Genomic DNA, 17841 nt, shown 5'->3' with positions numbered 1-17841 from the left:
CGCTGACTCCTGCGTGCGGGCGGCGGACTCCCCGTGACTCTCTTTCCCGTCCGATCGTCCCGATGAGCCGTTCCTTCAGCGACGCCCGGAAGGCCGCCGTGCTGTTGCTCTCGCTGGAGCGGGCGGAGGCTCAGAAGGTGCTCGCCCTGTTGCCGAAGCGGGCGGTGGAAGCGGTCAGCGCCGAGATCGTGCGCATCGACGACGTGACCGCCGAGCAGCAGGCCGCGGTGCTCACGGAGTTCGAAAACCGCCACGCCGCCCGGGTGAAGGTGGAACGCGGCGGTCTCGCGGGGGCCGAGGAACTGCTCGCCGGCAGCCTCGGGGCGGAGGCGGCCCGGGAGGTCGTGGAGAACCTGCGGCAGAATCTCGACAGCGTGCCGTTCTCCTTCCTGCAGAAGGCCGGGGCCGACAACCTGCTGACGTTCGTCAGCGAGGAGCACCCGCAAACGATTGCCCTGATCCTTTCCCACCTCCCCGCCGGCCTCGCCGCGGAGGTGATCAGCGGCCTCAACCCGGACAAGCAGATCGAGGTCATCCGCCGGGTCGCCGGCATGGAGCAGACCAGCCCGGACGTGGTGGAGGAGGTCGAAGCCAGCCTGCGGCGGCGGATGACCAGCACTTTCGACCAGACGTTGGAGAAGGCCGGCGGCGCCCCGCGGGTGGCGGAGATCCTCAACGTCACGGACCGCATGACGAACAAGGGCATCCTCGAGAGCCTCGACCGGGACGACGCGGATCTCGCGGACCAGATCCGTCGCCTGATGTTCGTGTTCGACGACCTGCTGAAGCTGGACAACAAGGCGATCCAGGCTCTGCTGAAGGAAGTCGACACCAGCCGCTGGGCCGTCGCGCTGAAGGGGGCCGGACAGGAGCTGACGGACAAGGTGCTCGGCAACCTCTCGCAGCGGGCCGCGGATATGCTGCGGGAGGAGATGGAATACCTCGGCCCGGTCAAACTGTCGGAGGTGGAGGCCGCCCAGGGAGCCGTGGTGGACACCGTTCGCCGACTGGAGGACTCCGGCGAGATCACCGTCGGCAACGGCGGCGAGGTCGAACAGTACGTCACCTGATCGGCCGAACCCCGACCCGCGGCGATCGGCCTGCGAACCGGCGCAGCGGCGTCCGCGGGCGATCTGCTAACGGTCCGGGGTGCCCGCCTCCCCGCCCCCCGCCCGCGTTCTGAAACTCGACCGGCCACACGCCGGGGCGTCGCCGGAGGAATCGCGCCGACCCCGCGGCTGGAACCTGTCGGACTTCGAAACCGACTGCGACGAACGCCTGGACGCGGTCCGCGAGCGCTGCCGCACGCTGCTCGCCGAGGCCGTCGCCGAGGCCGAGGAGATTCGTCAGAAAGCGCATGCCGAGGGGCTGGAGAAGGGGCGGGCGGCGGGGTTGGCGGACGCCGAGAACCGCATCGCCGAGGCCGCCGCCGCCGAGGCCGATCGCCTCTCGGGCGACCGCCTCGCCGCCGCGTTGCCGCCGATCGCCCGGCTCACCGACGCCTACCGGACCGAGCAGGACCGCTGGCGGGCGAATTGGGAACGGGACGCCGTCGAGCTCGCCTGTGCTATCGCCGGGCGGTTGTTGGGGCGGGAGCTGAAGCTTCGGCCCGAAGCCGCCGCCGGTCTGGCCGCCGAAGCCCTCGCGGCCGCGGCCGGCCTCCGCGCCCCCGCGGTGACGATGCACCCGGACGACCTGGCGGCGTTGGGCGAATCGTTCCGGCAGGAGGCCCTCGCGGCGCTGGGCGAGGGGGCCACGCTGACGGCGGACCCGTCCCTCGCCCGCGGGGACTGCCTCGTCCGCGGCGTCGGCGGGGAGGTGGACGGGCGGCTGGCCGCCCGGCTGGACCGCATCGCCGCGGAACTGCTCCCGGACGACGCCGCGGACGGGGGCGTGCGATGAACGCCGTGGGCGCTCGCTACGCCGCCCGTCTGGGGCGGGCCGTATCCGTCGGCCTGACCGGTTCCGTCGCCCGGCTGACCGGGGCGGGCGCCGCCGTGGTCGGCCTGCCGGCGCCGGTGGGGGCGGAGGTCCAGTTCTCCCCCGCCGCCGGGCCGCCGGTGGAGGGGGTCGTCACCGGGTTTCACGGCGGCGATACGTTCGTGATGCCCTTCGCCGACCTCGCCGGCGTGCGGCGGGGCGACCGGGTGCGGTTGACCCGCGGGACCGGCGATCTCGCCGTCGGCGACGGCCTGATCGGCCGGGTGTTGGACGGCCGCGGTCGAGTGATTGACGGCAGGCCCGCCCCGCCCCGGCCGCACGCCGTCGATCCGCATGCGGCGCCCCCGCCGGCGCTGGGACGGCCGCCGATCCGGCGGAAGTTCGACACCGGCGTCCGCGTGATCGACGGCCTGAACACCGTCGGCCGCGGGCAGCGGGTCGGCCTGTTCGCCGGCAGCGGCGTCGGCAAGAGCACCCTGCTGGCTCAACTCGCCCGGGGCTCGGCGGCGGACGTCGCCGTACTGGGGCTGATCGGCGAGCGGGGCCGCGAGGTGCGGGAGTTCCTCGATCACGACCTCGGCCCGAACGGCTTGAGCCGCAGCGTGGTGGTCGTCGCCACCGGGGACGAGCCGGCCGCCGTCCGCCTGCGGGCCGCCCTCACCGCGACCGCGATCGCCGAGCACTTCCGCGACGCCGGTCGCTCGGTATTGCTGATGCTCGACAGCGTGACCCGTCTGGCCCAGGCCCAGCGGGAGATCGGCCTCGCCGCCGGGGAGCCGCCGGCCACCCGCGGCTATCCGCCCAGCGTGTTCGCCCTGCTCCCCCGCCTGCTGGAACGCAGCGGACCGGGCGTGCCGTCGCCGACGAACCCCGACGGCGCCGGCAGCATCACGGCGTTCTACACCACGCTGGTGGACGGCGACGACCCGAACGAGCCGATCGCCGACGCCGTCCGCGGCACGCTGGACGGCCACGTCTGGCTGTCGCGGTCGTTGGCGGAGGCGAACCACTTTCCCGCGGTCGACGTGCCCGGCAGCCTGAGCCGGTTGATGGCGCAGCTCGCGGCTCCGGAGCACGCCCAGGCCGCCGGGCGGGTGCGGTCCCTGTTGGCCGCCTACCGTGAGGCCGAGGACCTGATTCGAATTGGGGCCTACCAGTCCGGCAGCAGCGCCGAGGTCGACGCCGCGGTGAAGATGAAGCCGGCGATCGACGCGTTTCTCCGACAGCGGCCGGACGAATCCACGCCCGCCGCCGAGACCGTCTCGGCGCTGCTGGCCCTCGCGGCCGCGGCGAACGGGGGGACGGCCCAGTGACCCGCTTTCGCTTTCGCTTCGCCGTGGTGCTCAAGGCGCGGGAACGCGACCGGGACGCCGCCCGGGCTGCGCTCGCCGCGGCGCTGCGGGCCGCCGAGGACGCCGAGGCGACTCGGGCCGCAGTGGAGGCCCGGATTGAGATGGAACGGGGCGAACTCGGGGCGGCGACGCGGGGCGGGCGGGTGGACGCCGGCGACTGGCTCGCCCGCCGCCGACACGCCTCCGTGTTGAACGCGGAACGGCGGACGGCCGACGCCGCCGTCACGGACGCCGCGACGAAGGTCGCCGCGGCCCGCACGGCGCTGATCGCGGCGGACCGGGCGGTCGCGGCGCTGGAGACGCTCCGCGATCGGGACCGCCTCGCCCACCGTACGGGCGAACTCGCCGCGGAGCAGCGGGCGGCCGAGGATCTCTTCGCCGCGACCGCCTCCGTCGCGGCCGTCCCAGCGGACGGGCCGGACGACGACGCGACCGACGGCCGTTCTTTCTAACAGCGGGAGATCGAAGCGAATGGGACGCGCGCTCGCCACGCTGATCGGCGTCATCTGCATCGCCACCGTCGCCACGCAGGCGCTCGCCGCCGGCGTGCTGTGGTGGCACGGCCGACTCACGCCCTCCGCCTGGACGGAGATCGCCGCCGCGCTGGACGGTACGCCGGGAGGCGCGATCCCGGCCGAGACCCCTTCCGAAGCTCCGGGGGGCCAAGGCCCCGAGCGGACGCCGACGTACGAAGAGGTGCTGGAACGGCGGGCCGCCGCGGCGCTGCAACTGGCCGATCGCACCGAACAACTGCGGTCCGCCGCCCGAGCGGTCGCCGCGGAGGCGCAGGCCGTCTCTGACGATCGCGCCGCCCTCTCGGCGGACCGAGCGGCGTTCGAGCGGGAACTGGCGAAGGCCCGCGCGGAGCTGACCGCCGAGGCGACGGAGCAGGCTCGGGAACTGGTCAAGAACATGGGGCCGAAGAAAAGCGTCGGATATCTGATGAATTTGCCGGACCTGTCGGTGGTAACGCTGATCAAGGGGCTGGACGCGCGGACCGCATCGAAAGTGCTGGCGGAGTTCGCCGGGGGGACCGAAGTGGAAAGGGCCCGGGGCGCGGAGATCTTCGCCGCCCTGCACGCGGGCCAGCCGGAGGCCGCGGCGTTCGACGCCGCGACCGGCGGCGCGGCCGCGGCGCCGGAGGACCCGGGCGGCTGATCGATCCCCCTTTCGCCCGGGCCTGTGTCGCCGCCTCCGTTTGCCGTCGCCCCGGGCCCGCCGTCGTCGACGGCCCCCGGTTCGTCGGCGCCCTCGGGTTCGTCGGCGCCCTCGGGTTCGGCCGTCACGCCGGGGCGGGCTCGATCGCTGGGGCCGGGGCACGGGGCGGCGAACGACGCCCCCCCGGGCGAGGCCTCGGAGAACGCCGCCTCTTTTGCGGCGGCTCTGGCGGAACAATCGCCCCCGCCGCCGCCCGCCGCTCCGCCGAGCGTCCCCCAGGAGGTCGGGCAGCCCGCGCCGCCGGTCCTCGCCGCGGTCGACGGCGGCTCGCCCGGAGCGCTCGAAGCGCTGGTGGAAGGGCTGATCGCCGCGGCGGGAACGGCCGGCAACGCTGCGGGGTCAGCCGCCGATCGCGTGGCGACGCCGGCCTCCGGCGTGCCGACGCTCGAAGTGGCGAGCGTCGTCGTCGCCCCCGCGGGACTGACGCGGCCGCCCGGCGGCGTCGTCCAGGCGGGTCTGCCGACGCCGGTTCCCGCCGAGGTCGCGCAGGCTTCGGCCGCGCCCGGCGCGGTCTCTTCGGCCCCGCAGGTCCACGGCGCCCCGGCGCCGCCGACGGGGCTCGGCGTGCTGCAAACTCCGGCCGCCCCCGCGACGCCGCAGCCGACGGCCGCGGACGCCGGCGAGGCGCCGGCGCCGGTGCCGCCGGCGGGGTTGGTCGGGCAGACTCCGCCGTCGCCCGTGGTCGCGGCCGCCGCGGTCGCGGGGCCCGCTCCGCCGACGGGGCTGTCCGCTCCGAATCAGCCCGCCCGGCCCGGCCAATCGTCAGGCGGTTCCCGTCGCGGCGTCGCGGTTCCCGGGCCCGCGTCCCGCAACGGTGAGGGCGCCGCGGGCGGCGCCGCGGTCGACGGCCTCCCGCCGGGCGCCGCCGTGTCGACTGCGGCGGTCCCGGTCGCTGTGGCGGAGGGCGACGCGACGGCCGCGACGACGACCGGCACGAACGCCGCAATCGCCCCCGCGGCTTCCGCGGAACAGCCGGCCGCCGTCAGCGTGCCCGGCCCCTCGGACCGCCCGGAGCGTCGCGGGGCAACCCCGGCGCCGTCTTCGCTCGCCGTGGACCGGGGCGCGCCCTCCCCGACGTTTGCGGGCGGTGAGGCCGCCGCCGTGCGGCCCGGCCCGTCCGCCGCCGGGGCGAACGGGTCGGCCGAGATCGTCGCGGACGCGGTGGGGCGGGCGATCGAGCAGAACCGGCCGGTGCGGGTGCGGCTCGACCCGCCGGAGTTGGGCACGGTCCGCGTGGAGGTCTCCGCCGGGGTCGGCGAAAACGCCGGCACGGTGCGGGTGCGTCTCGCCGCATCCGACCCGGCGGGCCGGGCGGCGCTGGCCGAGTCGCTGCCGCGATTGCGGGAGACGCTCGCGTCGGCGGGGGTGGCGGTGGACGCGGTGGAACTGGAGCCGGCCGTGCGGCCCGAACGTTCCGACGCCGGCCGAGAGAGCGGCCGTGACGCCGAGCGGCGCGACGGCGAACGCCGAGACGGCGACCGGCGGGACGGCGACGGCGGCGGCCGCTCGGGCGAGCGGGGCTCGCACGGCCGCGGCGGGGACGAATCTGAAGGCCGCCGCGAGCGGCCGGAACCGTCGGCCGACGAACGGTCCGGTCCCCAAGGGGCCGGTGACGGAGACTCTGAGGGCTCCGACGGCCCAGGTGGTCCGGCGTCCCCCGCCCCCGCCGATGCAGATTGGGGCCGCTCGCCGGCCGGTCGGCCCTCCGCCGGCTCGCTCGACGTGGCCGCCTGACGGCGTTTCCCGTCGTTTCCCCCCGCCGGGACGGATCCCGTGAACGAAACCGCATTTCCGCTCATCGGCGCGACGCCGACCTTCACCTCGGACGTGAAAGAGGCGGACTCCGGCCTGTCGAGCCTGAAGGCCGAAGACTTCATGAAGCTGCTGATCGCGCAGCTCCAAAACCAGGACCCGTCCGAACCGGTCTCCAACGAAACGCTGCTGGACCAGATCGCCACGATGCGGTCCCTGCAGGCGGACGTGGAACTGGAGGAGACGTTGCAGAACAACGCCGGCGCCGCGGACCTGTCCACGGCGGCTTCGTTCCTCGGCAAAGAGGTGCGGGGCTTCAACGCCGGCGTCGAGGTGACCGGGACCGTCACCCGGGCGTACCTCGCCGACGGCGACGCCTTCGTGGACGTGGACGGAACTCAGCTGCCGCTGGGCTCCGTCACCGAAGTCGCCTGAGCCGCCGCCCCGTCCGCCGCTCTCCGGGGCGTTTCCGCCCCCGACCCTTCCTTCCCTCCGCCCCGCACCACGGACCGACGACATGGGCCTGGCCTCCGCCACGACGACCGCCCTCAACGGGATGCGGTTGAACGAGACGTCGATCGACGTGCTCGGCAACAACGTCGCCAACGCCGGCACCCGCGGCTACAAGAGCAGCGAAGCGCTGTTCACCACCCAGTTGGTCAGCACCCTGTCCAGCGGCGACGGGCCGTCCGGCGCCAACGGCGGCACCAACCCCCGCCAGATCGGTCTCGGCGGGACGGTCAGCACGATCCGGAAGGACTTCAAACAGGGCAGCGTGACGACCAGCAACTCCCCCACGGACATGGCCATCGAGGGGGAGGGGTTCTTCGTGATCGAAAACGGTCAGGGCACGCAGTACACCCGGGACGGGTCGTTCACCTTAAATCCCGAGGGAAAACTGGTGAATCCGTCCGGCGGCCGCGTGCAGGGCTACGGCATCGACGGGAATTATCGGCTCCAGACCGCCGCCCCGGTCGATATCGAGATCCCGCTGGGGAAACTCTATATCGCGGAGGCGACGAACAACGCCACCTTTACCGGCGCGTTTTATAGCGGCGGCGAGTTGGCGACGAACGGCACCGTTCAGCGAACGTTGCCGCTGCAGGACGCGAACGGCGGCGGCCCCGGCGTGCCCGGACCTCCCTCGCCGACGACGCCCCTGACCGACCTCACCAGCAACGGAACGAACCTCTTCCTGGCGGGCGACAACGTTTCGTTCAGCGGGCGGAAGGGCGACCGGGACCTCGCGGCGCAGGAGATGCCCGTCACCGGCTCCACCGTGCAGGACCTGATGGACCTGATGGAGCGGGTGCTCGGCATTCAAAACGGGCCGGATATCCCCGCGGACGGTTTCACCGGCGACCCGCCGGGCGTGCAGCTGGACGGCGACGCGATCCGCATCACCGGCAACCGGGGGGCCGCAAACGCCCTGCAGGTCAACCCCGGCGATCTGCGCAGCGGCGGCGCCGTCGTGCTCACGCCGTTTCAGAGGGAAGCGGACGCCGTGGGCGAGTCGGCGGTGCGGGACATCATCGTCTACGACAGCCTCGGCCAGGAAGTGGAAGTCCGACTGACCGCCGTGTTGGAGGAGCGCAGCGCCACGCGGACCGGATTCCGCTGGTACGCCGACAGCGCCTCGGACAGCGGCCCTTCGCTGGATATCGGCACCGGCCTGCTGGAATTCGACGGGGTCGGCGACCTCGTCAGCGGCCAGAAGGAAACGATCACCATCATGCGGGACGATACCGCGGCGCTCTCGCCGCTGACGATCGACTTCGACTTCACCCAGCTGTCCGGCATCTCGAGTGCCGCCCAGGGCAGCAACTTCGTCATGGAGGAGCAGGACGGCGCTCCCCCGGGGACGCTGGTCGACTTCGCCATCGGCGAGAGCGGCGGAATCAGCGGGGTCTTCGACAACGGCCTGCTCCGCCCGTTGGGTCGCCTCGTCGTCGCCCAGTTCGCCAACGTGAACGGTTTGGTCGAGGGCGGCGGCGGCACGTTCACCGAGGGGCCCAACAGCGGCCCCCCCCGCATCACCCCGCCCGGGGCGTTCGGCGCCGGTTTGCTGCGGGCCGGGGCGATCGAGCTGTCGAACACCGACATCGGCAAGAACCTCGTCGACCTGATCATCGCCAGCACGAACTACCGGGGGAACGCGCGAGTCATCTCGAGCACCCAGGAACTGACCGACGAACTGCTGCGGCTCGGCCGATAACCGGGCGCGTCGGCCGCGGCGGTCTCCGCCGCGGTCGGACCCCGTCTGACGACTTCCGCGAGACGCCCATGATCCCCCTCACCCGACTGTCCGGCGAGCGCTTCCTGTTGAACGCGGAGCTCATCCGCACCGTCGAGAGCCGTCCGGACACCTTCTTGACCCTCACGACCGGCGAACGGTTGGTGGTTCGCGAGGCTCCGGAGCAGGTCGCCGGGCGGGTGCTCGGCTGGCGCCGCGCCGCCGCCTGCTGAACGAACCCCGCGTCCGCCCCCGAGCCTTCTTTCGCCCCGTCCGCCTCGCCCTTCGTTATGGACATCGCCACCGCCGCAGGTCTGCTCGTCGGCGCCGCGCTGCTGTTGATTTCGGTGCTGATCGCCCCGGGCTCCAGCCTCGGCGCGTTCATCGACGTGCCGAGCGGACTGGTCGTCGTCGGCGGCGCCATCGCCGCCAGCGCGATCGCGTTCCCGCTCGGCACGCTGCTGAAGGCGCCCGGCGTGACGATGAAGCTGTTCTTCCCCAAAGCGCCTGAGTTGAAGGCGACGATCGCCCAGCTGGTCAGCTTCGCCGAGGTCGCGCGCCGGGACGGTATTCTCGCGCTGGAGAACAAACTCGACGAAGTCGACGACCCGTTTATCAAAATGGGGGTTCAGATGGCCGTCGACGGCACCGACGGCGAATTGATCGAAGCCGTGCTGCGGGGGGAGATCGAAGCGGTTGCCTCCCGTCATAAAGTCGGGAAAGGGTTGATGGAGACGCTGGGCCGCTACGCCCCGGCGTTCGGCATGATCGGCACGTTGATGGGCCTGATCATCATGCTGGGCAACATGGACGACCCGGAGGCCATCGGCCCCGGCATGGCGGTCGCGCTGATCACCACCCTCTACGGCGCCATCGTCAGCAACCTGTTCTGCCTGCCGTTTGCGGACAAACTCGGATTCTACAGCAAGCGGGAGATGGAAGTCCGCGAAGCGGTCGTCCGCGGCATCCTGAGCATTCAGGAAGGCGACAACCCCCGGGTGTTGGAGCAGAAATTGTCCACGATGCTTCCCCAGGCCGAACGCGCCCTCGCCGCTTAGCGTGCTGAGCAAAGTCGCCCGAACGCCTGCGTTCGCCCCCCTCGCTCTTAAAGGTCAATCACATGGACGACGACGCCCCGCCCGGCGTGCCGGAATGGGTCGTCACGTACGGCGATATGATGAGCCTGTTATTGACCTTCTTTATCATGCTGGTGAGCATGAGCGAAATTAAGCAGGAAGGGAAGGTGCGGGCGATTCTAGAGGTGTTTCAACAGCGGTTCGGGCCGGCCGAGGCGGTCGCGGCCGCCCCGGGGCCTTCGCCGCTGGACCGGAACGATCGTGAGCGGGCCACCGCCTCCGGTCAGCAGCGCCCGTTGGGAACCGACCGGGAGACGGCCGACGCCCGGGAGACGGCGGGGACGTTCAACGGGGCCGCGGAGGCGCCGCCGGACCGGCCCCCCGCCCTCGCGGGGCCGGCGGCCTTCCCGCGCTTCGGCGCCGAGGTCGGCCCGGCGATGAAGCCGACCCTCGACGCCCTCGCCGCCGCCCTGAATCGCACCAGCGGGGAGGTGATCGTCCGCGGTCACGCCTCGCCGGAGCGACTGCCGGACGACTCGCCGTTCGAGGACGTGTGGGCGCTGTCCCGCGCCCGGGCGGAGGCGGTCGCCGCGGCGCTGGAGCAGCGGGGCGTGGCCGCGGCCCGGTTTTGCATTGAGTCCGCCGGGGCCACCACGCCGCCGGGGCCGGAGGGCTGGACCGCCCGCGACCGCCCGCGCGCGTGGGATCGTGTTGACGTGCTGGTGGGAGAGAACTAGCGTCCGCCCGCCTGCCGCACGACGCGGCGGGGCCGTGCGTCAGGACGGACCGTTCGACGGTCCGCCGGGACGACGGCTCGCTTCGCACGCCCCGGTCGGGAGGACCGCATGGCGGACGCCCCCGAAGACGCACCGTCTGACGACGAGAAGAAGGCCCCCGGCAAACTGGGCGGGGCGGCCAAGATCGCCGGATTGGTCCTGACCGTGATGTTGGTCGAGGCCGGCGTGCTGTACGTCCTGCTCGCTCCGGAGGAGGTCGTCGCCGAGGAACAGTTGCCCGACGCGGCCACCGAGGAACTCGCCGAGGTCGCGGTCGACGCCTTCACCACCACGAACGCCCGGGCGATCCCCGGGCGGCTGGTGCACCTCACCTTTCGCCTGACGGCGGTCGTTCCCGCCCACCGGGCGGAGGAAATCAAGGAGTCCGTCGGCGGGGCGTTCCAGGCGCGGATCCGGCAGTCCGTGCTGGAAGTCGCCCGAGCCGCGACCAGCGACGACCTCGACGATCCCCGGTTGCGGGGGTTCAAAGGCGACCTTGCCGACGCGATGAACACCGTGCTGCGGGAGGACGTCGTCCGCACCGCCGTGGTCAGCGAATTTAAAGCCCTCGAACAGTAGACGCCGGTCCGCCGGACCGGCCCCCGCTCCCGTGGCCGCCCCCGATCAATCCGCCGCCGACGCCACGGAAGACGCCCCGGACCCCGGTGCGCCCGCCGAGGAACCCGCCGTCGAATCCGGCCGTGACGACGCACAGGCCGCCGCCGAAGCGGACGGGGAGACGCTGCCCTCCGACGATATCGAGGCGCTCCTGGCCGCCGCCGCCGCCGGCTCCGTGCAGATGCCGCCGGAGGACGACGAGGGCACCGACCCGGAGCCGGTCGACGGCACGTTCGCCCGCTCCGACGACGACGCTTCGCCGGACGACGGGGCGCGAAACGAAACCGACCGCGACGCCGTGGAGCGGGAATCGGCCGCGGGGCGCCGGGAGCCGGCCACGTCGATCCCGGTCGGCGGGCAGGTCGAGAAACTGCTGGAGGAAGTCGAGGCGGAGGTCCGCCGCGGCCGTCGTCCGGTGCTCGCCGCCGGGGAGGAGCCGCCGGGCGCCCTCGGCCGCACGTCGCCGCTGGAACTCGAACCGTTCGCCGAAACGCGTCCCTCCGCCGCCGACCGTGAGGGCGCCGGCGAGGGATTGGGGGCGCTGGACGACGTCGAACTGGATCTGCGGATCGAGCTGGGCCGGGCGGAGATGTCGCTGGAGGAGGTCGTCGCGCTGCGGGACGGTTCCGTGGTGTCGCTCGACAAGCTGGCGGGCGACCCGGTGGACATCCTCGTGAACGGTCGCCTCGTCGCCCGCGGCGAGGTGCTCGTGCTGAACGACAACTTCTGCGTCCGCGTCGCGGAGATTCTCGCGCCCGACCGCTGAGTTCCCCCCGCCCCGCCCGCTTCTCCCCGCTTTCGCCCCGCCGCCCCGTGTTCCGCTCGCTCCCCGCCGTCGTCCTGCTGTCGATTGCGGCCGGGGCGGCCGATGCGCAGCAATTGCCCACCCTCCCGGGCCGGCCGACGGCGGCGCCGGCGCCCGCCGCGGCGGCGCCCAAAGTCGTCTCGGCGGCGGCGCCGGAGCGGGCGCCTTTGAAGATCGGCGGGGGCGGCGTGCGGCTGGGCGAGGGGGCGGACTCGGCGCCGGAACCGCGGGGCACGTCGGCGTGGGGCGTGGCCGGGGCGTTGGCCCTGGTGCTCGGCCTGTTCGCCGCGGCGGCGAAGTGGTTCGGCGGCTCCCGGCTGACCGCCGCGGCGGCCGGCGGCGGCAGCTGCGAGGTGCTCGCCCGGGTCAAGCTGGAACCGCGGGCCTCCATGCATGTGGTGCGGATCGGCGGCCGGGTGATCCTCGTCGGCAGCGCCGCCGACGGGCTGACGGCGCTGGGCGAAATCGACGACCCGGTCGAGGCCGAAGCCCTCGCGGCCGCCTGCCGCGTGGAAACGCCGGGCCGACTCCGTCGCGTCGGGGAACGAGCCATTCCGGAGCGGGAGTCGTTCCGCACCCTGTTCGGTCGGGCGGCGGCCCGCGTCGCGGCCGGAGCCGGGGTCGAGCCGCCGGCGCCGGCGCCGCGCGAGCCCCGGGAACCGGACGTCTCCGACGCGGAACGCCGCCTCGCCGCCCGCCTCCGCCCGGCGGGGGCGTCGCGATGACGGGGACGCGTCCGTCCGTTCCCCGCCGCCGCCCGTCCGCGTCGCTGCGGATCGCGGCGGCGCTCTGTCTGTTTCTGACCGTCGGGAGCGGGTTCGCCCAGGGGATCGTGCGGCAGAACCCGGAGCCGGCCGACCCGCGGGCGGTGTTCGAGCCGCTGCCCTCCTCGACCGCGGAGGCGGCGGGCTTCCCGCCGTCGGTCGTCCCGGCCGCCGCCTGGGCGCCGGAGACCGTACCCGGTCCGGCGCCGGCCGCCGCGGCGCCGGGGGCCGACGACTTGACGCTCCCCGCAGCGCTCAATCCGGACGTCGCCCTCTCGCCGGGCGGGCTGACGAACACGCTGAAGATCCTCGGGCTGCTCACGGTCCTGAGCCTGGCGCCGTCGATCCTGCTGATGACGACCTGCTTCGTGCGGTTCGTGATCGTGATCGGGCTGCTCAAACAGGCGATCGGCACCCAGCAGATGCCCCCGAATCAGGTGGTCGTTTCGCTCTGCCTGTTCCTCACCGTCGCGGTGATGGGGCCGGTCTGGGGGCGCTGCTACGACGAAGGGATCCGCCCCTACACCGACCCGGCCCCCGGCGAGGCGCCGCCCACGCTGAACGAGGCCTTCGAACGCACCGCCGCCCCGCTGCGGGCCTTCATGGCGGACCAGATCGAACGCACCGGCAACGGCGCCGCGGTCCGGCTGTTCCTCGACTACCGCCGCCCGGCCGACGCCTCCCCCGGCGAAGGCGACCCGCAGACCTACGACGAAGTCCCGCTGGGCGTGCTCATTCCGGCCTACATGCTCAGCGAATTAAAAACCGCGTTCGTGATCGGGTTCCAGATTTATCTCCCGTTTCTCGTTATTGACTTGGTCGTCAGCGCCGTGCTGATCTCGATGGGCATGATGATGCTGCCCCCGGTGCTGATCAGCCTGCCGTTCAAGCTTCTCCTGTTCGTGCTGGTCGACGGCTGGTTCCTGACCGTCGGCATGCTGATGGAGGGCGTGAGACCGCTTTAGCGATGGGGGACGCCGGAGGTCGGATTTGGGATGTGAGCGATCGCCGAATCGAACTACATCCCACCTGCCCGTTCCGAAATCCGACGTCCCCATGTCTCCCGATCTCGCCGCGGATCTCAGTCGCGAGGCGCTGCTCACGGCGCTGCTGCTCGGCACGCCGGTGCTGGGGGCGGCGGCGGCGATCGGGTTGATCGTCAGCCTCGCCCAGGCGGTTACGCAGCTTCAGGATCAGACGCTCTCGTTCGTGCCGAAGATCGCGGTGATGGCCGGGGTCACGCTGCTCGCCCTGCCCTGGATGATCCAAACGGCCTGCGACTACACGACGGCCCTGTTTCGAAACGTGGCCCCGAACCTCGGGAACTGACGCCTCCCACCCGTTTCGCCCCCGCCGCACCGCGCTTGCCGCTCCGTGCCGTTCGACCTGCCCGCGCCCGACTTCACGCACCCGCTGATCGCGTGGGGGACGGCCCGTTTCGTGGCGTTTCTGCTGGTCTTCTTCCGGGTCGCGGGGCTGATGACGGTGGGGCCGGTGTTCGGCACGCCGGTGGTGCCGGCGAACGTCCGCGTGCTGCTGGCCGTCGCCGCCGCCGCGGTCGTCGCCCCCGCCCTGCCCGGCCGCTCCGCGGAGGCGTTTCTGACGCTCGACACGGACGGCAACGGCGTGTTGGTCGCCGAGGAACTGCCGGGGGCCGTGCTCGATTCGCTGGACGCCCGCGGGCTCAGCGTGCCGGAGGGCGGGTTGGGCGTGGCGGAGTTCACCGCCCCCGCCCCGCTGCCGAAGACGCCCGCGGCGCTGGCCCGGCTGTCGCTGGGGGAGTTCACGATCGGCTTCGCCCTGGGGTTGGGGATGCTGTCGGTGCTCGCCGGGCTGCGGCTGGCGGGGGAACTGGTCGATCAGCAGATCGGCACGGCGCTCGGCGAGGTGTTCAACCCGATGCTGGGGGCTTCCGCCTCCACGGCCGGTCAGCTGCTCGGCCTGTTAGGGACTGCGGCGCTGCTCACGCTGCCGGGGGTGGACGGGCATCTGCGGTTGTTCGGCACGCTGCTGGACACCTTCCGCACGCAGCCGCCGGGGGCCGGGTGGGTTTCCGGGGAGGCGTGGAAGACGCTGGCGGAGTTGGCCGGCGCCGGGATGACGCTCGGCCTGCGGGTGGCTGCCCCGACGATGGCGGTGATGTCGCTGATGAGCCTGACGGTCGGCTTCCTGGGCCGGACGGTGCCGCAGATCAACGTGCTGTCGGTCGGCTTCCCCACGCGGGCGGCGGCGGGGCTGCTGATCCTCGCCCTGACGATTTCGCCGGCGACCGACGTGCTGGCGGATCTGCTGGCCGGCTCGCTGACCGCCCTGCACGAGTCGCTGGTCGGCCTGCCCGACCCCCGCTCCTGACCCTTCCCCGCAACGCAGACTGACCCGGGGAGGCCGCGGTGGGAGACGATCAGGAAAAGACGGAGGACCCGACCGACCAGCGTCGGCGGGAGGCCCGCGAACAGGGGCAGATCGCTAAAAGCGCCGACGTGACCGCCGCGGCCGTGCTGGGCGCCGCCGCAGCCCTGCTGTGGATCGGCGGGATCGGGCTGGCCGACGATTTGGGGGGGCTGCTGGACGTCTCGCTGCGGGACGTCTCCGTCACGCTGACCGCCGCCGACGCGAACGCCCGGGCCGCGGCGATCACGACGTTCCTCGCCACCGCCGTCTTCCCCGGATTGGCGGCGCTGGCCGCGGCCGCGGCGGCGGGGATGCTCGGGCAGTTCGGCGTGCTGCTCTCCCCGCAGGCCCTCGCGCCGAAGTGGTCCCGGGTCAATCCGATCAGCGGGTTCGGCCGGTTGCTGTCCGCCCGGGCGGTCGCCCGCCTGGGCGGCGGCGTGGCCAAGCTGCTGGTGCTCACCGGCGTTTCCGGTCTGGTGATGAGCGCCTGGATGCCGGACCTCATCGGGATGGTGGCGGCCGGGCCCTCGGTCTTGCTGGGCCGCACGCACGCGGCCCTCGCCACGCTGGGCGGCTGGCTGGCGGCGGCGCTCGCCCTGTTGGCCCTCAGCGACTACCTGTTCCAGCGCTGGCAGCACGAGCGGGACCTGAAGATGACCAAGCAGCAGGTCCGCGACGAAATGAAGAACCAGGACGGCGATCCGACCGTGAAGGGCCGCCGCCGCGAGGCCCACCGCAAACTGGCCGCGGCCCGGGACCTCAGCCACGTCGCCGACGCCGACGTGGTGCTGACGAACCCGACGCACTATTCGATCGCCCTGAAGTACGAGGAGCACATGCCCGCCCCGCAGGTGGTGGCGAAGGGCGTGGACGAGGTGGCGTTCCGCATCCGGGAGCTGGCCAAGCAACACAACGTGCCGATCCTCGAACGTCCCGCCCTGGCCCGTCAGCTGTGGCGCGAGGTCAAGGTGGGCAAGACGGTCCCGCCGGACCTGTACGGGGCGCTCGCCGAGGTCATGGCGTTCGTCTACCGCTTGACCGGCAAGTCCGCTCCGAAGACCTGAACCGGCCGCCGCGGCGTCGCGCGGCGGTCGAAAACGGGCCGAACCGACGCGGTTTCGGTCGTGTCGGGCGGTCGGGCTTGTCGAAGCGGGATTGCGTTGCGATGATCCCCGCCGCGTCGCCCCCGCCCGGGGGACGCCGCTGACGACTTCGGGATGTGGCGCAGCCTGGTAGCGCGCTTGACTGGGGGTCAAGAGGTCGCAGGTTCGAATCCTGTCATCCCGACTCGCCCCGCCCCTTGTTTTCAAGGGTCGGGGCGCTTTCACACCACGATCGACACCGCCGCTCGCGTGCAACGGGCGTGCAACACGCCTCCCCCCCGCCGTCACCCGAACGCCGCGGCGGCGGCCGCCGTCGCCCTGTCGGTGTGCGCGGGAATCCACTTCGCGTAGATGTCGAGCAGCACCGTGACGGTCCGGTGCCCCGTCTGGGGGATGATCGCGTGCGGCGGCACCCCGGCGTCGAGCAGCCGGACGACGTAGGTGTGGCGGCAGTGATGGGCGCCGCGGTGGTCGATCCCGGCGTCCTTCAGCAGCCGCCGCCAGACCCGCCCGAAGTTCCGCCGGCTGTACGGCGACCCGTTCGTCACGCGGAACACCCATCCCTCAGGGTCGAACCGGGCGCCGGCCGGCTGGCGGGTCCGCAGGTCGGACAGAGTGGCGACCGTGTTCGGCGTGATGCCGATCGTCCGCGACCGACCGCCCTTCGGCGGGCTGACCTTGCCCTTGTCGCTCCGCTGCCGTTCGATCCGGGCGCGCTGGGCCTCGAAGTCCAAGTCCCGCCATTGCAAGCCGTTCGCCTCCCCCTGCCGGCAGCCGGTCGCCAGCAGGAACCGAACGTAGGGGCCGTGCCGGGTCGGGTCCGCGACGGCCACGAGAGCGGCCTGCTCCTCCTCGGTGAACGGCCGGGCCTCCTCCGGTTCGTGCCGCGGCTTCCGGACCGCGGACAGCGGGTTCGCGGACAGTTCCTTCGCCCGGACCGCGTGCGACAGGCAGGACCGCAGGATCGCGTAGGCGTTCTGCTTGGTCCGCCCCCCGGTCCCCAGTTCGTCCAGTTTCAGCAGCCACCGCTCACAGGCCGTCGCGGTCAGTCCGGCGAGGGGTTCGTCGCCCAGCAGCGGAAGGACGTGCAGGTCCAGCGTCGTCCGGTAGTTCGCCGCGGTGTTGTCGGCGAGGTCCGGCACGACCACGGCCCGCATCCAGTGCTCAGCGTATTCGGCGAGCGTGCGGACCGGGCCGCCCCCGGCCGCGTTCGCCGCGGCGACCCGAGCGGCCTTCACCGCGCGGGCGTCCGCGGCCGACCCTTTCACGGTCTCACTCCGCCGCTTCCCGTTCTCGGTCCAGAACACCCGGTAGACGCCGGGCCGGACGAGGACGGGGCGGCCGTCGCCGTTGGCGGCGGACTTGCGGCGGCGGGTCATGCGTCACTCCGTTTCGGGCCAGTTGATACAGGGCAGCGCCTCCCAGATGTCGTCCGGGCGGGCGTAGAACTCGTTGCCCCGCCGACGGTGCGGCACGTTGCACTCCTTCAGCACCTTTGTCATGCGGTTCGGCGTGATCTCGAAGATGGTGGCCCAGACCCGGTGGGAGAGCGGGGGGCCGCCGATGGGGATGACGCCGACCGCCATGCCCGGCGGCAACGGCAGGGCGAGATCCGATCGATCGGAATCCTCGGTCTCCTGCCGCGGCTCGGGGCGCTGCGGTTGAACGGGCTGCGGTTGGCGGGGGTTACGATTTGATGTGATCGAAGACAATGGAGGGTTGCGGGGTGCGGACCGTCCCCGTAAGGTTCTGACGCGGGTTTCGCGACAGTCCTCGATTAGAGCCCGGGGACAGACCTAGGTGTGGTGGCCG

Annotated in this window: 20 protein-coding genes and 1 tRNA gene; 19 read left to right on the top strand and 2 right to left on the bottom strand. The window is 72.7% G+C overall.

Features of this window, described 5'->3' with window-relative positions; genetic code table 11:
- The first annotated feature begins 62 nt into the window (after positions 1–62).
- From fliG to ACG2DA_RS07125, 19 genes are all read left to right on the top strand, one after another.
- Entirely contained in the window at positions 63–1070 is a 1008-nt protein-coding gene (gene fliG / locus ACG2DA_RS07215; protein WP_395254838.1) for a flagellar motor switch protein FliG, read from the top strand.
- Positions 1071–1149: 79 nt separating this feature from the next.
- Positions 1150–1902 carry a FliH/SctL family protein gene (locus ACG2DA_RS07210; protein WP_395254837.1) on the top strand — a complete coding sequence of 251 codons (753 nt, stop codon included), beginning with the start codon at positions 1150–1152 and terminating at the stop codon, positions 1900–1902.
- Positions 1899–3254, top strand: a complete 1356-nt coding sequence (locus ACG2DA_RS07205) for a FliI/YscN family ATPase (protein WP_395254835.1) — start codon at positions 1899–1901, stop codon at positions 3252–3254. Before ACG2DA_RS07210 ends, ACG2DA_RS07205 begins: the two co-directional genes overlap by 4 nt.
- Positions 3251–3745 (top strand): flagellar FliJ family protein, encoded by a 495-nt coding sequence (locus ACG2DA_RS07200; protein WP_395254833.1) that lies wholly within the window; start codon positions 3251–3253, stop codon positions 3743–3745. The genes ACG2DA_RS07205 and ACG2DA_RS07200 overlap by 4 nt, the downstream gene beginning before the upstream one ends.
- A 19-nt stretch (positions 3746–3764) precedes the next feature.
- Complete coding sequence (locus ACG2DA_RS07195) at positions 3765–4451, top strand: hypothetical protein (protein WP_395254831.1); 687 nt, start codon at positions 3765–3767, stop codon at positions 4449–4451.
- A gap of 414 nt (positions 4452–4865) precedes the next feature.
- Positions 4866–6245, top strand: a complete 1380-nt coding sequence (locus ACG2DA_RS07190; RefSeq protein WP_395254829.1) for a flagellar hook-length control protein FliK — start codon at positions 4866–4868, stop codon at positions 6243–6245.
- Between the two features lie 39 nt (positions 6246–6284).
- Complete coding sequence (locus ACG2DA_RS07185) at positions 6285–6698, top strand: flagellar hook assembly protein FlgD (RefSeq protein WP_395254828.1); 414 nt, start codon at positions 6285–6287, stop codon at positions 6696–6698.
- Positions 6699–6780: 82 nt separating this feature from the next.
- Entirely contained in the window at positions 6781–8478 is a 1698-nt protein-coding gene (locus ACG2DA_RS07180; RefSeq protein ID WP_395254826.1) for a flagellar hook-basal body complex protein, read from the top strand.
- A 68-nt stretch (positions 8479–8546) separates the two neighbouring features.
- On the top strand, positions 8547–8729 hold the full coding sequence (locus tag ACG2DA_RS07175; protein ID WP_145360541.1) for a flagellar FlbD family protein: 183 nt from the start codon (positions 8547–8549) through the stop codon (positions 8727–8729).
- Between the two features lie 57 nt (positions 8730–8786).
- On the top strand, positions 8787–9554 hold the full coding sequence (locus ACG2DA_RS07170; RefSeq protein WP_395254824.1) for a motility protein A: 768 nt from the start codon (positions 8787–8789) through the stop codon (positions 9552–9554).
- 62 nt (positions 9555–9616) lie between these two features.
- On the top strand, positions 9617–10309 hold the full coding sequence (locus tag ACG2DA_RS07165; RefSeq protein WP_395254823.1) for a flagellar motor protein MotB: 693 nt from the start codon (positions 9617–9619) through the stop codon (positions 10307–10309).
- Positions 10310–10417: 108 nt separating this feature from the next.
- On the top strand, positions 10418–10927 hold the full coding sequence (locus ACG2DA_RS07160; RefSeq protein ID WP_395254821.1) for a hypothetical protein: 510 nt from the start codon (positions 10418–10420) through the stop codon (positions 10925–10927).
- Between the two features lie 31 nt (positions 10928–10958).
- On the top strand, positions 10959–11732 hold the full coding sequence (gene fliN, locus ACG2DA_RS07155; protein ID WP_395254820.1) for a flagellar motor switch protein FliN: 774 nt from the start codon (positions 10959–10961) through the stop codon (positions 11730–11732).
- A gap of 47 nt (positions 11733–11779) precedes the next feature.
- On the top strand, positions 11780–12496 hold the full coding sequence (locus ACG2DA_RS07150; RefSeq protein WP_395254819.1) for a FliO/MopB family protein: 717 nt from the start codon (positions 11780–11782) through the stop codon (positions 12494–12496).
- Positions 12493–13500: a flagellar type III secretion system pore protein FliP gene (gene fliP, locus ACG2DA_RS07145; RefSeq protein ID WP_395254817.1), complete on the top strand. Its 1008-nt coding sequence runs from the start codon at positions 12493–12495 to the stop codon at positions 13498–13500. Before ACG2DA_RS07150 ends, fliP begins: the two co-directional genes overlap by 4 nt.
- A 91-nt stretch (positions 13501–13591) precedes the next feature.
- Positions 13592–13864, top strand: coding sequence for a flagellar biosynthetic protein FliQ (locus ACG2DA_RS07140; RefSeq protein WP_395254816.1), 273 nt, complete (start codon positions 13592–13594; stop codon positions 13862–13864).
- A 45-nt stretch (positions 13865–13909) separates the two neighbouring features.
- Positions 13910–14887: a flagellar biosynthetic protein FliR gene (locus ACG2DA_RS07135; RefSeq protein ID WP_395254815.1), complete on the top strand. Its 978-nt coding sequence runs from the start codon at positions 13910–13912 to the stop codon at positions 14885–14887.
- Positions 14888–14925: 38 nt separating this feature from the next.
- Positions 14926–15990 (top strand): flagellar biosynthesis protein FlhB, encoded by a 1065-nt coding sequence (locus tag ACG2DA_RS07130; RefSeq protein ID WP_395254814.1) that lies wholly within the window; start codon positions 14926–14928, stop codon positions 15988–15990.
- A 149-nt stretch (positions 15991–16139) separates the two neighbouring features.
- Positions 16140–16213, top strand: a tRNA-Pro gene (locus ACG2DA_RS07125).
- A gap of 100 nt (positions 16214–16313) precedes the next feature.
- Here the strand turns inward: ACG2DA_RS07125 and ACG2DA_RS07120 are convergent.
- A complete protein-coding gene (locus tag ACG2DA_RS07120; RefSeq protein WP_395254813.1) occupies positions 16314–17408 on the bottom strand; it encodes a tyrosine-type recombinase/integrase in 1095 nt (364 codons plus the stop codon).
- A gap of 3 nt (positions 17409–17411) precedes the next feature.
- Positions 17412–17615: a hypothetical protein gene (locus ACG2DA_RS07115; RefSeq protein WP_395254812.1), complete on the bottom strand. Its 204-nt coding sequence runs from the start codon at positions 17613–17615 to the stop codon at positions 17412–17414.
- Positions 17616–17841 lie beyond the last annotated feature (226 nt).

It is taken from the genome of Alienimonas sp. DA493, assembly GCF_043951915.1.
Taxonomy (GTDB): Bacteria; Planctomycetota; Planctomycetia; order Planctomycetales; family Planctomycetaceae; genus Alienimonas.
Note: the sequence above shows the minus strand (reverse complement) of the source record. Positions and strands in the feature narration are given on the sequence as shown.

What these genes read in the sequence shown, in the direction of transcription:
- fliP (WP_395254817.1), top strand. Translation starts at nt 12,493, where the DNA reads ATGACGGGGACGCGTCCGTCCGTTCCCCGCCGCCGCCCGTCCGCGTCG.
- fliG (WP_395254838.1), top strand. Translation starts at nt 63, where the DNA reads ATGAGCCGTTCCTTCAGCGACGCCCGGAAGGCCGCCGTGCTGTTGCTC.
- ACG2DA_RS07205 (WP_395254835.1), top strand. Translation starts at nt 1,899, where the DNA reads ATGAACGCCGTGGGCGCTCGCTACGCCGCCCGTCTGGGGCGGGCCGTA.
- ACG2DA_RS07140 (WP_395254816.1), top strand. Translation starts at nt 13,592, where the DNA reads ATGTCTCCCGATCTCGCCGCGGATCTCAGTCGCGAGGCGCTGCTCACG.
- ACG2DA_RS07180 (WP_395254826.1), top strand. Translation starts at nt 6,781, where the DNA reads ATGGGCCTGGCCTCCGCCACGACGACCGCCCTCAACGGGATGCGGTTG.
- ACG2DA_RS07115 (WP_395254812.1), bottom strand. Translation starts at nt 17,615, where the DNA reads ATGGCGGTCGGCGTCATCCCCATCGGCGGCCCCCCGCTCTCCCACCGG.
- ACG2DA_RS07120 (WP_395254813.1), bottom strand. Translation starts at nt 17,408, where the DNA reads ATGACCCGCCGCCGCAAGTCCGCCGCCAACGGCGACGGCCGCCCCGTC.
- ACG2DA_RS07165 (WP_395254823.1), top strand. Translation starts at nt 9,617, where the DNA reads ATGGACGACGACGCCCCGCCCGGCGTGCCGGAATGGGTCGTCACGTAC.
- ACG2DA_RS07195 (WP_395254831.1), top strand. Translation starts at nt 3,765, where the DNA reads ATGGGACGCGCGCTCGCCACGCTGATCGGCGTCATCTGCATCGCCACC.
- ACG2DA_RS07175 (WP_145360541.1), top strand. Translation starts at nt 8,547, where the DNA reads ATGATCCCCCTCACCCGACTGTCCGGCGAGCGCTTCCTGTTGAACGCG.
- ACG2DA_RS07160 (WP_395254821.1), top strand. Translation starts at nt 10,418, where the DNA reads ATGGCGGACGCCCCCGAAGACGCACCGTCTGACGACGAGAAGAAGGCC.
- ACG2DA_RS07170 (WP_395254824.1), top strand. Translation starts at nt 8,787, where the DNA reads ATGGACATCGCCACCGCCGCAGGTCTGCTCGTCGGCGCCGCGCTGCTG.